At 60.0% G+C, this 13,666-nt stretch carries 12 protein-coding genes; 6 read left to right on the top strand and 6 right to left on the bottom strand.

What is annotated here, in order from left to right; translation table 11 throughout:
• The first annotated feature begins 85 nt into the window (after positions 1-85).
• From pta to GS614_RS10025, 4 genes are all read left to right on the top strand, one after another.
• Positions 86-1,093 carry a phosphate acetyltransferase gene (pta, locus tag GS614_RS10040; RefSeq protein ID WP_171726158.1) on the top strand — a complete coding sequence of 336 codons (1,008 nt, stop codon included), beginning with the start codon at positions 86-88 and terminating at the stop codon, positions 1,091-1,093.
• 90 nt (positions 1,094-1,183) lie between these two features.
• On the top strand, positions 1,184-4,003 hold the full coding sequence (locus GS614_RS10035; protein WP_171617223.1) for a molybdopterin oxidoreductase family protein: 2,820 nt from the start codon (positions 1,184-1,186) through the stop codon (positions 4,001-4,003).
• Between the two features lie 109 nt (positions 4,004-4,112).
• A complete protein-coding gene (locus GS614_RS10030; RefSeq protein WP_171726157.1) occupies positions 4,113-4,862 on the top strand; it encodes a 4Fe-4S dicluster domain-containing protein in 750 nt (249 codons plus the stop codon).
• Positions 4,862-5,734 carry a DmsC/YnfH family molybdoenzyme membrane anchor subunit gene (locus GS614_RS10025; RefSeq protein ID WP_171364496.1) on the top strand — a complete coding sequence of 291 codons (873 nt, stop codon included), beginning with the start codon at positions 4,862-4,864 and terminating at the stop codon, positions 5,732-5,734. Before GS614_RS10030 ends, GS614_RS10025 begins: the two co-directional genes overlap by 1 nt.
• Before the next feature lie 134 nt (positions 5,735-5,868).
• Here GS614_RS10025 and dapA read toward each other — a convergent pair whose 3' ends face one another.
• Positions 5,869-6,741, bottom strand: coding sequence for a 4-hydroxy-tetrahydrodipicolinate synthase (dapA, locus tag GS614_RS10020; protein WP_171726156.1), 873 nt, complete (start codon positions 6,739-6,741; stop codon positions 5,869-5,871).
• 134 nt (positions 6,742-6,875) lie between these two features.
• Here dapA and GS614_RS10015 point away from each other — a divergent pair, with 134 nt between their 5' ends.
• Positions 6,876-8,849, top strand: a complete 1,974-nt coding sequence (locus tag GS614_RS10015) for a lytic transglycosylase domain-containing protein (protein ID WP_171172203.1) — start codon at positions 6,876-6,878, stop codon at positions 8,847-8,849.
• Here the strand turns inward: GS614_RS10015 and GS614_RS10010 are convergent.
• Together GS614_RS10010 and mnmD are read right to left on the bottom strand one after the other, a co-directional pair.
• A complete protein-coding gene (locus tag GS614_RS10010) occupies positions 8,823-9,692 on the bottom strand; it encodes a DMT family transporter (RefSeq protein ID WP_171233785.1) in 870 nt (289 codons plus the stop codon). The two genes, GS614_RS10015 and GS614_RS10010, sit on opposite strands and share 27 nt — an antisense overlap.
• A complete protein-coding gene (gene mnmD / locus GS614_RS10005; protein WP_171331713.1) occupies positions 9,689-10,354 on the bottom strand; it encodes a tRNA (5-methylaminomethyl-2-thiouridine)(34)-methyltransferase MnmD in 666 nt (221 codons plus the stop codon). The genes GS614_RS10010 and mnmD overlap by 4 nt, the downstream gene beginning before the upstream one ends.
• A 55-nt stretch (positions 10,355-10,409) precedes the next feature.
• Here mnmD and GS614_RS10000 point away from each other — a divergent pair, with 55 nt between their 5' ends.
• Positions 10,410-11,444: an FAD-binding oxidoreductase gene (locus tag GS614_RS10000; RefSeq protein WP_171726155.1), complete on the top strand. Its 1,035-nt coding sequence runs from the start codon at positions 10,410-10,412 to the stop codon at positions 11,442-11,444.
• On the opposite strand, the gene GS614_RS09995 is transcribed toward GS614_RS10000, so the two are convergent.
• The 3 genes from GS614_RS09995 to GS614_RS09985 form a co-directional block, all read right to left on the bottom strand.
• Entirely contained in the window at positions 11,436-12,227 is a 792-nt protein-coding gene (locus GS614_RS09995; protein ID WP_171726154.1) for an acyl dehydratase, read from the bottom strand. The two genes, GS614_RS10000 and GS614_RS09995, sit on opposite strands and share 9 nt — an antisense overlap.
• Before the next feature lie 15 nt (positions 12,228-12,242).
• Positions 12,243-12,785, bottom strand: a complete 543-nt coding sequence (locus tag GS614_RS09990) for an NADPH-dependent FMN reductase (RefSeq protein ID WP_171119885.1) — start codon at positions 12,783-12,785, stop codon at positions 12,243-12,245.
• A gap of 132 nt (positions 12,786-12,917) precedes the next feature.
• A complete protein-coding gene (locus GS614_RS09985) occupies positions 12,918-13,589 on the bottom strand; it encodes an OmpA family protein (RefSeq protein ID WP_152459228.1) in 672 nt (223 codons plus the stop codon).
• Positions 13,590-13,666 lie beyond the last annotated feature (77 nt).

Genomic DNA, 13,666 nt, shown 5'->3' with positions numbered 1-13,666 from the left:
ATGAAAAAACCCGTCGCCGTCGCAGGAATCTCGGCCGACGACATGAAAGCTCAGGAAGCGTGATCAAAGGACGAGGCCAGAGCGTATGACAATGACACCCATTGAGCTGTTGCGTCAGTGCGCCCCGGCCTCGCGCCCTGTGATTTCTTTATGCGAAGGCAGTGATCCCCGCGTCGTTGCGGGGGCGCTGGCCGCCCACCAGGCCGGACTGGCCGATGTCATTCTGGTCGGTCCACAAGCCGAGGTCGAAGCCGCCCTCAAGAACCAGAATGCCGCTCGCTCTGACGGCGTCATGGTTCACGACCCGGCAATCTCGGACCTGACCGAGGAATTTGCCCAAAGCTATTTTGAACTGCGCCAACACAAGGGCGTCGATCCGGCCAAGGCCCGAGCCGCCGTTGAAACACCGCCAGTCTATGCCGCTATGCTGGTACGCAGCGGGCGGGCCACTGGAACCGTAGGTGGTGCCGTTCACACGACCGGAGACATTGTACGCGCGGCAATTCAGGTGATCGGCATGGCCCCTGATGCCGGAATGGTATCATCCTTTTTCCTGATGTACCCGCCGGAAAACGCTCAGCCCGGAGCGCGGGCGATGCTCTATTCGGACTGCGGCCTGGTCATCGATCCCAGCGCTGACGAGTTGAGCAAAATTGCCGTCGCCTCGGCCAGATCGGCGCGGGCACTGCTGCGGGTTGACCCCAAGATCGCCATGCTCAGCTTTTCAACCAAGGGCAGCGCAAAGCATCCCGACGTAGATAAGGTGATCGAGGCCACTGAAACACTGCGCCAAAGTTCCCCGGATCTCGAGGTCGACGGCGAGCTTCAGTTCGACGCGGCCTTCGTGCCCTCGGTCGGGGATCGCAAATCGCCCGGATCTTCGGTCGCTGGTCAGGCCAACGTGATGATCTTTCCCAATCTCGACGCGGGCAATATCGGCTACAAGATCACGCAACGACTGGGGGGTTACACCGCGATCGGCCCGGTTTTGCAGGGGCTGGCCCGACCCGCCAACGATCTTTCCCGCGGATGCAGCGCCGAAGATGTGAGCCAGATGATCGCCGTGACGGCACTGCAAGCTATCAGGGAATAAAACTCAGAACTCGCGTCGTTTCCAGAACGATGTTCTCAAATCGGAAGGAAAGTGACAAAGTCCTCCCGACACAACCGACAGGACCCGCCAATGACCCATCAGCAGCCGATCCTTGAAACGTCTCCGAAAGTTTCGGACGAGGTCCGCAAAACCACCTGTTATATGTGCGCCTGCCGCTGTGGCATCAACGTTCACATGAAAGATGGCAAGGTTGCCTATATCGAAGGAAACCGGGACCATCCGGTCAACAAGGGGGTTTTGTGCGCCAAGGGCTCTGCCGGGATCATGCAGGTCAACGCCCCCTCTCGCCTGCGCAAACCGCTGAAGCGTGTCGGCCCACGTGGCTCGGGTGAATTTCGCGAGATTGAGTGGGACGAGGCGCTCAGCACTGCTGTGGGCTGGCTGAACGAACTGCATGAAACCGCACCGCAGAAGCTGGCCTTTTTCACTGGCCGCGACCAGAGCCAAAGTTTCACCAGTTTCTGGGCCCAGAATTTCGGCACTCCGAACTACGCAGCCCACGGCGGCTTCTGCTCGGTCAATATGGCGGCCGGTGGCATTTACACGATGGGTGGCGCGTTTTGGGAGTTTGGACAACCCGACTGGGATCACACCAAACTGTTCATGCTGTTCGGCGTCGCCGAGGATCATGACAGCAACCCGATAAAAATGGGGATCGGCAAGATCAAGGCGCGCGGCGCACGGGTGATCGGAGTGAATCCGATCCGGTCGGGCTATAACGCTGTTGCCGACGACTGGGTCGGCATCACACCCGGAACAGACGGGCTGTTCATTTTGTCGCTGATCCACGTTCTGATGAAAGCCGGCAAGATCGATCTGGATTACCTGAGCCGCTATACCAATGCGCCGGTTCTGGTGAACGCAAGCGAGGGTGCGGAAAAGGGCCTGTTCCTGCGCGACGAGGACGGCAAGCCGCTGGTTATTGATCGCAAGACGGGCGAGCCAACCGCATTCGACAAGCCCGGCGTGCGCCCGGACCTGTCGGCGACCTATGACAAGGACGGTGTGACGCACCGCCCCGTTTTCCACCTGATGGCCGAAAAATACCTCAGCGACGAACACGCGCCCGAGGCGGTGGCCGATCGCTGCGGCATCCCCGCCAAACGTATCCGGGCCATTGCCGCTGAAATCGCCAGGGTCGCTTTTGACGAAGCGATCGAACTGAATCAGGAATGGGTTGATTTTCGGGGTGAAAAGCACTCGAAGATGATTGGTCGTCCCGTCAGCTTCCATTCCATGCGGGGCGTATCAGCCCATGCCAATGGATTCCAGACCTGCCGCGCTCTGCATGTGCTGCAGATCATGCTGGGAACAGTCGAGGTACCGGGCGGTTTCCGCTTCAAACCACCCTATCCCAAACCGGTCGAAGCACACCCGACGCCTCATGGCGAGAGGCGTCCGGGACGCCCGCTGAACGGCCCGCATCTGGGCTTTCCACGAGGTCCCGAAGACCTGCTGCTGGACGACTGCGGCACACCGCAACGCATCGACAAGGCATTCACCTGGGAAAACCCGATGTCCGTGCATGGGTTGATGCACATGGTGATTTCGAACGCTGCGGCTGGTGATCCCTACAAGATCGACACCCTGTTCATGTACATGGCGAATATGTCGTGGAACTCCTCCATGAACACCAAAGGTGTGATGGAGATGCTGACGGCCAAGACCGATGACGGCAATTACGTCATCCCGCGCATCATTTACTCCGACGCCTATTCTTCGGAAATGGTGGCTTATGCCGACCTGATCCTGCCCGACACCACCTATCTCGAGCGGCACGACTGTATCTCGCTGCTGGATCGCCCGATCTGCGAGGCAGACGCCGCGGCAGACGCCATTCGCTGGCCGGTGGTCGAACTCGACCGAGACGTGCGTGGTTTCCAGTCGGTTCTGATCGAGCTGGCCAACCGCATGAGCCTGCCGGGTTTCACGAATGAAGACGGCAGCCCAAAGTGGAAAGACTACGCGGATTACATCGTAAACCACGAACGACGCCCTGGCATCGGCCCGCTGGCCGGTTTCCGGGGTCCAGACGGCGACAAGGAAGGCCGCGGCGAGGTCAATCCGGATCAGCTGAATCGGTATATCGAAAACGGCGGATTTTATGTGGCGCATATCCCGGAAGGCGCGGATTACTACAAACCGTGGAACACCGCCTATCAGGACTGGGCCGTCGGGATGGGCATCTATGACAGCCCTCAGCCCTATCTGTTCCAGCTCTATTCCGAACCGATGCGCCGGTTCCAGCTGGCTGCTGAAGGTCACGGTGACCGCCAGCCGCCCGAGCACCTGCGCCAGCGCATCAAGGACACCATGGATCCGCTGCCGATCTGGTACGAAACCGACCAGCAGGGCAATGAAGGCTTCACCGTCAACGCGCTGACCCAGCGCCCAATGGCCATGTATCACAGTTGGGGCACACAGAACGCGTGGCTGCGCCAGTTGCACGGGCAAAACCCGTTGTACGTCCCGACCAAACTGATGCGAGAACACAACCTGCAAGACGGCGACTGGGCAAAAGTCAGCTCCCCCCACGGTGAGATCACCGTGCCGGTGATGGAGATGGCCGCGCTGAATGACAACACGGTCTGGACATGGAACGCCATCGGCAAACGCAAGGGCGCCTGGGCCTTGCAGGACGACGCGCCAGAAGCGACCAAAGGTTTCCTGCTCAATCACCTGATTCACGAATTGCTGCCGTCCAAAGATGATGGAATGCGCTGGGCCAATTCGGACCCGATCACTGGTCAGGCGGCATGGTTCGACCTGAAGGTCAAAATCGAAAAAGCCGACGCACCTGCCGATGCGCAAAGCCAGCCGAATTTCGACCCGATCAAATCTCCTGTCGGAACCGGCCCTGAGAACCTGGCCTGGAAGGTGGGCAAATGACCCGGATCCGCACTTCATCTGGCCAAAAATATCCCGGGGGTGAATTGAGCCGCAGGCTCAAGAGGGGGCTGGCCCCCTCACCTGCCCTCAACAGCAGAGGTTCCCTGACATGACCCAGCTACCAAACTCCACTGACCGCAAGATGGGCCTGGTCATCGACCTGGACACCTGTGTCGGCTGCCACGCTTGCGTTATTTCCTGCAAAGGCTGGAACACGGAAAATTACGGTGCCCCTCTTTCGGATCAGGACGCCTACGGTGCAAACCCTTCGGGCACCTTTCTCAACCGCGTGCATTCCTACGAAGTGCAACCTGCCGACGGTCATGCCCAGCTGATCCACTTCCCGAAGTCCTGCCTGCATTGCGAAGACGCGCCCTGTGTTACCGTTTGCCCCACCGGCGCCAGCTACAAGCGGGTCGAGGATGGCATCGTCCTGGTCAATGAAAGCGATTGTATCGGATGCGGCCTGTGCGCCTGGTCCTGCCCCTACGGTGCGCGGGAACTGGATGTGGCCGAAGGCGTGATGAAGAAATGCACACTTTGCGTGGACCGCATCTACAATGAAAACCTCCCCGAGGTCGACCGTATCCCCTCCTGTGTTCGCACCTGCCCTGCGGGCGCAAGGCACTTTGGCGATCTGGGCGACCCTGACAGCGATGTCAGCCAGTTGGTTGCAGAACGGGGTGGCATGGACCTGATGCCGGAAATGGGCACCAAACCCGTCAACAAATACCTGCCCCCGCGCCCCAAGGACACCGTGGAAGACCAGATCGACATACTGGCCCCCCTGCTGGCCCCCATCGCTGACGAGCCCAAAGGGTTCCTCGGCTGGCTCGACAAGGCGTTGGAGAAACTCTGATGCATCCCGCACCCTCCGTCATTCTGTTCACCACCCTGTCCGGTCTGGGATTTGGACTGCTGTTCTTTCTTGGCCTGGGGTTTCCGGCTGTCTCGGGTTGGGTGGCTTTTGTGTTCTTCGCCATTGCCTATGGTCTGGCCGTCGGCGGGCTTTTGGCTTCGACCTTCCACCTGGGCCATCCGGAGCGGGCCTTGAAGGCCTTCACTCAATGGAAAACCAGCTGGCTCAGCCGTGAAGGTTGGTGCGCCGTACTCGCGTTGGTCATCATGGGGCTCTATGCGATTGGCGTGGTGTTTCTGGACCAGCGCTGGGGTTTTCTGGGCTGGATCGGCGCAGGGTTGTCGCTGGCCACAGTGTTCACGACCTCGATGATCTACACGCAGCTCAAGACCATCCCACGCTGGAACATGAACCTGACACCTGCCATGTTCCTCAGCTTCAGCCTGGCCGGTGGTGCTTTGCTGGCAGGTCAGACAAGCGCAGCTCTGCCGCTGCTGCTGATCGCGGCGCTGGTGCAGATACTATACTGGCGCAAAGGGGATCAGGCGTTTGCATCATCGGGAACGGATCTGGGAACAGCCACCGGGCTTGGCGCACGCGGATCCGTCCGCGCCTTTGAGCCGCCCCATACCGGCACCAATTATCTGCTGCGAGAATTCGTTCACGTGGTCGGGCGCAAACACGCCGAAAAACTGCGGTTGATCTCGTTCGTTCTGGCATTCGTGCTGCCGGTTCTGCTGTTGCTATTGCCGTTCAATCACGTCTTCGCCCTGCTGGCCGTGGCCTCGCATCTGGCAGGTGTTGCAACGTCGCGCTGGCTGTTCTTTGCGCAGGCCGAACATGTCGTGGGGCTGTATTACGGCAAACGCTGAGGGGGCTCTGCCACCGCCGCGGCAAGCCGCGACTCCCCCAGGATATTTTGAGCCAGATGAAGTCTGGATACATCAAAAAGAAAGGGCGGCGCTCAAGGTTCGAGGCCGCCCTTCGTCGTATTCTGAAATACCAGTCAGATCAGGCCGGCATGGGCCATTGCGGCCTCGATTGCATCCTTGGTGCTGTCTTCCAGCTCGGTCAGGGGTGAGCGGACTTCGGTGCTGCAAGGGCCCAGTTTGCTGAGTGCATATTTGGCACCGACAAGGCCCGGCTCGATGAAGATTGCCTCATGCAGCGGCATCAGCTTGTCCTGATACTCCAACGCTTTTGCATAATCTCCGGCCAGCGTGGCCTGCTGGAATTCGGCGCAGAGCTTGGGGGCCACGTTTGCGGTGACCGAGATGCAGCCAACACCACCATGGGCGTTAAACCCAAGGGCCGTGGCGTCTTCACCGGACAATTGGCAGAAATCTGCGCCGCAAGTTGCACGCTGCTGGCTGACACGGGCCAGATCGCCCGTTGCATCCTTGACCCCGACGATGCGAGGAAGCTTGGCCAGTTCACCCATTGTGGCAGGTGTCATGTCAATGACTGAGCGGCCCGGAATGTTGTAGATGATAATCGGGATATCCGCGGCCGCATGCAGCGCCTCGAAATGAGCGATCAGGCCACGCTGAGTTGGTTTGTTGTAATACGGCGTGACGACCAGTGCCGCATCCGCTCCGACTTTTTCCGCGAACTGAACGAAGCGGACAGCTTCGACCGTGTTGTTCGACCCGGCACCGGCAATGACAGGAACGCGGCCCGCAGCGGTTTTAACAACCTCTTCGATCACCGTTTCATGCTCTTCGTGGCTGAGCGTCGGGCTTTCACCGGTTGTTCCCACAGGCACCAGCCCGGTCGAGCCTTCGGATATCTGCCAGTCCACCAGATGTTTGAGCGTCTTCAGGTCCAACTCGCCGTTGTTGAACGGGGTGACGAGGGCTGGCATCGAGCCTTTGAACATGACACGCTCCTTCAAGGTGCATTTTGCAGTTTTTACGCCGCGGTCCCTCACGTTTCCAGCTTTGTGAGTTGATCCCAGCGACGCACGGTTTATCCTCACAGGCTCTATCCTCGGTTGGTTGGGAAATGCAAGGGATGACACGCTTTCTGGCACTGTTGACTGCTGTGATTCTGTATTCGGTGACTGCGACGCATTCAGCACGGGCAGATGCTGCTGCTGATTTGCGCGCTGGACTTAACGAAATGCGCAAAGGCGACTGGAACGCAGCGTTGCGCGTATCCGGCCAGCGAGGTTCTGTATCGCGCGATATCATTGTCTGGCACTGGCTGCGCGAGGGCTTCGGCAGCTCTGGCGACGTGTTGGTGTTTCTCGAACGTCGCCCGGACTGGCCCGGGCTGGCATGGCTGCGCCGCAAGAGCGAGCCTGTTTTCACCGGTGCCGATCCAGACAGGGTTCTGAAATTCTATGCCGACATGCCGCCTCAGACGGCAGAGGGCGCGTTGAACTATGCCGTCGCCCTGAAAGCCAAGGGACGCATCGGAGAAGCGGAGGCCGACATTGTGACCGCTTGGCGCACCATGCCAATGGGTTCGGGTCTGCAAAAAAGCTATCTGGAGAACTTTGCCAAACTTCTGAAACCGCATCACGCGGCGCGGCTGGACAGAATGCTTTGGGACGGTCATCTTGTAAGCGCCGGACAGATGTTGCCTTTGGTCGGTCCGGACGAACGCAAACTGGCCGAAGCGCGCATAGCATTGCAGAAACGCCAACCCGGTGTGGACACCAAGGTGGCAGCAGTTCCCAAGTCTCTGGCGGATGCGCCCGGGCTGGCCTTCGATCGTTTTGTCTGGCGCGACAAGAAAGAACTGGATGACAGCGCCGTCGATCTGATGCTGGCACGCTCTACCGGGCCTGACGCACTGGGTGAGCCTGACAAATGGGCGGAGGGACGGCGCCGTCTTGCACGGCTTGAGATGCGATCGGGCCGTGCGGCGCGCGCATATGACGTGGCCGCCAATCATCACATGACCCCCGAAATGGGTTACGGCTATGCCGATCTTGAATGGCTGGCCGGTTTTCTGGCGCTTCGCAAACTGAACGATCCTGCCACCGCCGTTCGCCACTTCCAGAACTTTTCGGACGCCGTGAAATCTCCGATCTCGAAAGGCCGTGGTGGCTATTGGCTTGGGCGCGCTTACGCGGCATTGGGTGACGCGGACAAGGCGTATGACGCCTATGCAATGGGGGCCGATTACCAGACCTCATTCTACGGTCTGTTGGCCGCAGAACGGATCGGACGACCGTTTGATGCGGAACTGGCCAATCCGCGTCGCGCGCCGCATTGGCGGCAGGCGGAGTTTGCCGATTCCAGCGTTTTGGAGGCCGGATTGCTGTTGTTGAAAGCCGGAGAAGCAAACCTGTCCGAGCGGTTCCTGACCCATCTGGTCGAAAGCCTTGATCCAGTGCAGGCCAATCAATTGGGCGACCTGGTTATCGAACTGAAACAGCCGCATCTGGCCGTGATGATCGCCAAACGGGCGGCGACCACGGGCACCGTTCTGCCCGCAGCCTATTACCCAGTCCATCCCGTTGCAGATATGCGATTGCCGATGGCCAAGGAAATGACATTGGCCATCGCGCGCCGCGAAAGCGAGTTCGACCCGGTCGTCGTCAGCGGTGCGGGTGCACGCGGCTTGATGCAGGTAATGCCCGCCACGGCCAAGCTGGTTGCGGGCGAGCTGGGCATTCTCAGCGGCCATCAGACGGGACGTTTGACCACGGACTGGCAATACAACGCAAAGCTTGGGGCCAACTATCTTTCTGGTCTGGCGGCCGATTTCAACGGCAACGTTGTGATGATGGCGGCGGGGTATAATGCAGGGCCAAGGCGCCCGATCTCGTGGATGGAACGCTATGGTGATCCACGCACAGGCGAGGTCGATATCGTCGACTGGATCGAGACGATCCCGTTCAGCGAAACGCGGAACTACGTGATGCGCGTGACCGAAAGCCTGCCGGTCTACCGTGCCCGCCTGGGGCAACCCGCCCTTCCGATTCCGTTCTCGCAGGAGCTGATCGGATCATCTCTGGCGGCGTTCGCGCCATAAGGTGAACAAACCTGCGGCTACGACGATGGTTGCGCCCGCCACGACTTCGGGGCGCAACGTTTCGCCAAAGATAGAAATACCCAGGATCGCGCTCCAAACCAGGTGGAAATATGCAAAGGGTTGAACCGCACTGGCTTCTGCCACTTCGTAGCACTTGATCAGCAACCAGTGCCCGAATACCCCACTGACGCAAAGCAGCGCCATCCAGAGCCAGTCGCCGCGCGCCATCGGCTCCCAGAACCACATGCCAATCAAGGTCATCGCCACGGCACCGGCGACACCGGTCCAGAAAAAGCTGGTCGCCGCGCTGTCCTGACGGGCGACATATCGCGTCAAAAGACCATAGATCGCAAACAGCAATGCAGAAATCAAAGGTATGACAGCCCATGGGTTGAAGACCCCGGCGCCCGGTTGCAGGATGATCAGAACGCCGATGCAGCCGACACCGATCGCGGCCCATCGCCGCCATCCGACCTTTTCGCCTAGCACCGGCCCGCTCAGCGCGGCGACAAGCAGAGGATAACAGATGAAAACCGCCATACTGTCGATCAGGCCAAGGACCGTAAAGCCAAAGACCGCGATGCAGATCTCGGCCGCCAGCAACAAGCCCCGCAGGATCTGCAAACCCAACTGATTTGTCTTTGTGGCCGCCTTCAGCCCACCGGGGGCCCGCGCGGCCAGAGCGATAACAAAAGCCGCAAAGAACCAATAGCGGATCATGACCACCATGTAGGTGTTGTAGGTTCCGGCCAGATGGCGCGAGATACCGTCCTGCAACGCAAAGACAATTGTCGCGCCCACCATCAAAGCGATGCCCGCACCGACATTGTTCTTCTGGGTCATGCTTTGTGTGCCCGTGTCATGTGCCGCTTGCGACCATAGCCGGGCGTGCGGGTTACGTTGAAACCTGCACTCTCAAGTCCCCGGCGCACGAAACCCGCGGCCGTATACGTGGCCGCGGTACCGCCCGTGACAGTGTGGCTTGCCACGTCCTGCAACAGGTCCGCGCCCCACAATTCGGGGTTCTTGGCTGGTGAAAACCCGTCGAGAAACCAGGCATCTGCCATTCCGTCCCAGTTCGGCAATATCTTGCGTGCATCGCCGATCACCACCTCAAACCGAAGCGAATCCAACATACATGTGCGCCCTGTCCAATGCGCCAAAAACCGGCTGCTCCACGGATGCAATTCGGGAAAGGCCCCAAGCGCGCGCTGCATGTCGTCCGGTGCCATGGGAAAGGCTTCGAAACTGGTAAAGCGCAATGGCCCTTTCTGGCCGGATGCCTCCCATTCCGACCAGGCGGCCAGCAGGTTCAGGCCGGTGCCGAAACCCAACTCGGCAATGTGAAACCCCGGCGCAAACCGTGCAGGCAAGTCATTTCCCGCCAGAAACACATGGCGCGTCTCTTCCAGCCCGTTCTGCAACGAGTAATATGGGTCGTCGAAGCGGTCCGAGACCGGTATCTGATCTTCGGTCCACGTCAATTCGGCGCGCTGGTCTGCCATTGGGGAATCCTGTAGCTAAGCGGCGCGACACTGAACAAGGAAAAGGGAATTGGCAATGGTCGATGTGACGGTTCGCGGCGCAGGAATTTTCGGCCTGTCCATCGCCTGGAATTGTGCGCTCCGCGGTGCGAAAGTGCAGGTTGTCGATCCGTCCGGTCCCGGCGCCGGGTCCAGCGGAGGTCTGGTCGGCGCATTGGCCCCGCATGTGCCGGAAAACTGGAACGCCAAGAAAGCATTTCAGTTCGACAGTCTGATCATGGCTGAACCGTTCTGGCGACAGATCGAAGTCACCGGCGGGGTTTCTCCCGGCTATGGCCGGCTGGGCCGCCTTCAGCCGATCCCGGACGCGCGTGGTCTGGAACTGGCCTGCCAGCGCGAAGGCACCGCAGATGAGCTTTGGCAAGGCCGGGCGGAATGGCGTGTCATCACCACGGCCCAAGCGGGTTCTTGGTGCCCACCCAGCCCCACAGGCTTTGTCATTCGCGATACGTTGGCGGCACGAATGCACCCCCGGCGGGCCTGTGCCGCGCTGGTCGCAGCCCTGGAGGTCATGGGCGTTCACATTGTCAGTGAAGCCGAGGACAAGGGGCAGGTCATCCACGCCACGGGCCTTGCAGGATTGCAGGAACTGAACGACGCCTACGGCAAGACCGTCGGAAATGGTGTCAAAGGGCAGGCCGCCCTGTTGCGCTTCGACGCGGGGGAAGTGCCGCAACTATTCGCCGACGCGATTCACATTGTCCCGCATGCAGACGGAACACTTGCGATCGGATCGACCTCGGAACGGGATTATGAGGACCCGACCAGCACGGACGAAGCTCTGGACGACGTGATAGACCGCGCCACGCGCGTCCTGCCCCTGTTGCACGGGGCCGAGGTGATCGAACGCTGGGCCGGTGTGCGCCCGCGCAGCAAAAGCCGTGCGCCGATGTTGGGCGCCCATCCCCTGCATCAGGGGCAGTTCATCGCCAATGGCGGGTTCAAAATCGGTTTCGGCATGGCCCCCAAAATCGCCGAGGTCATGGCCGATCTTATGCTTGAAGATCGGGATACGATCCCTGATGAGTTCCGGCCCGAAGCCTCATTGTGACTGCACGACGGCTTGCATGCATTGCCGCCCGCCAGGGCCGCGTACCCACATGTTTTCACCCCTCCGGCACAACTGGGCAGTTTCGAAATGCATCAATGGCGAAGTCGCGCGGAACGAAAACGAGGCGAGCGGACCGATCAGGTCAACCGCGAAAAGCATCAGAAGCTGCGCCAGAAGCGGCCCGTGCACGACCAGCCCGCCATATCCTTCAACATCGCGCGCATAGTCCAGATCATAGTGAATACGGTGGCAATTGAAGGTCAGGGCCGAGTATCGAAACAACAACGTTGAATCGAACCCGACTTCGCGGCAATCGGTCTCATCGGTGCGCGCTCTGGGCGGTTGGGGCATTTCAGCATCCGGCGCAGGATCTTCGCGATAAACGAGATCCTGCCACTCTGTCACGCGCAACTGACCGTTCTGCCAGATCTCGTGCCGCAAAGTGACAAAGCCCAACGGGCCGGACCGCCCCACCTTGGCGCTTTGACTTTCAAGAACCGATTTCTTTTCGGCGGTGATCCCTGCGATCAGAGGAACGTGAAAGGTCAACCGCCCGCCGGCCCACATTCTGCGCGGCAATCCCATATCCGGGATCAGGCCCCCAACCTTGGGATGCCCATCCCGACCCAATTCGGCGGCCGGTTGCGGGGTCCAGAAATAAAGCTGATGGAAGAAGGGCGGCAATTCCGAACCACTGGCGATCGACGGCACACCGCCCAGCGCCACCTGAAATGCGGTCGCGCGGGCCGGATCCAAGAGATCGGTCTGTCGCTCTTGCGTCATTTGCCTGACCCGCGATCAGAAACCGGCCTCGGCCCGGAGTTTCTGCATCAAGTCATGCAAAGACTTTTCGTACCGGTCCGAACGCAGCTTTCCCTGATCGTCGAATTCGTTCGAACTGTTCGCCAGATGGATTTCGGGCCCTTGCAGGATGCGCGGCTGAAATGGAACCATACAGGCCCGCAGGATCATCTGCGCGCGTTCCCCGCCTGCACGACCAGCGGCCGCCGACATTACCGCAACCGGTTTGTCGGCCCATGGATTGCCTTGCGTTCGGCTGACCCAGTCCAGCGCGTTCTTCAGAACGCCTGATGGACCCTTGTTGTACTCAGGTGTCGAAATGATCACCGCATCGGCCTGTGCGATCTGATTGGCCAGCGTATGAACCGCCTCGGGAATCCCTTCTCCGTCTTCCAGATCACCATCGTAGAGGGGCAGGTTCAAATCCGCTTCGACAAAGCTTGCCGGATCGAACAACCGTGCCGCCTCGCGCAGAAGCTTACGGTTGGTCGCGTTCTGGCGCAGAGAACCGGACAGGCCAAGAAGGGTCGGTTGGGACATCGGGAAAGCTCCGTTTCTGTGTTTCCCGCAAGTTAGACCGAGATCACCCCGATCCAAACCCCATTTGACGCACAGTCATTGCGCAATCCGAGCCGCCCATTGGGCGGCCCCGCTGTTGATGCCGCGCAGTGGTTACGCGTTTCCGCTGGGCACCACGACAATCTCGACACGCCGGTTTTGCGATTTTCCTTCGGGCGTCAGGTTGGACGCGACGGGGTTGTTTTCGCCCTGCCCGATCGTGCGAATACGGTTGTAGCTGACACCGTTGGCCTGAAGGATGTCGGCCACGGCATTCGCGCGACGCTCTGACAGGCCCTGATTGTAGGTTGCGTCTCCGTCGCTGTCAGTGTGCCCGATGATCTGCACGTTCGAATTCGGGTAGTTGACCAAGTTCTGGCCCACTTTCACCAGATCAGACCGCAACGCCGGGCGCACGGTCGAACTGTCGGTGTCAAAGGTGATGTCATTCGGGACCGTCACAATCAGGCGATCGCCTGCGTTGACGATTGTAATTCCGTCATTCGCCAGCTGTTGACGCAGCTCCGCAGCCTGCTTGTCCAGTTGGTTGCCGATCACGCCGCCCCCGGCAGCACCGATTGCAGCACCGGCCAACGCGCCCAGACCGGGGTTCGAATTATTGGCAATCGCCCCGATTCCAGCGCCGACCAGCCCACCCAGAACGGCGCCCTGTTTGGCGTTCTGGTTCGGGTCGTCTTGTACTGTCAGCGTGCCCGGGTCGGTACAGGCCGCCAACACAAGGGCTGAACACAAACCTGTGGCCACGAAAAACTTGGAAATCGTCATGATATCACCTTCTGCTCCAGCACCCGTTATTCGGGCGTGCTTCGTTTTCCGCAGTATATCACTGGGCAGGCTTGGCG

Source organism: Ruegeria sp. HKCCD6604, assembly GCF_013110635.1.
Classification (GTDB): Bacteria; Pseudomonadota; Alphaproteobacteria; order Rhodobacterales; family Rhodobacteraceae; genus Ruegeria.
The sequence above is the reverse complement of the archived record's forward strand: the minus strand, read 5'-3'. Positions and strand labels throughout refer to the sequence as shown.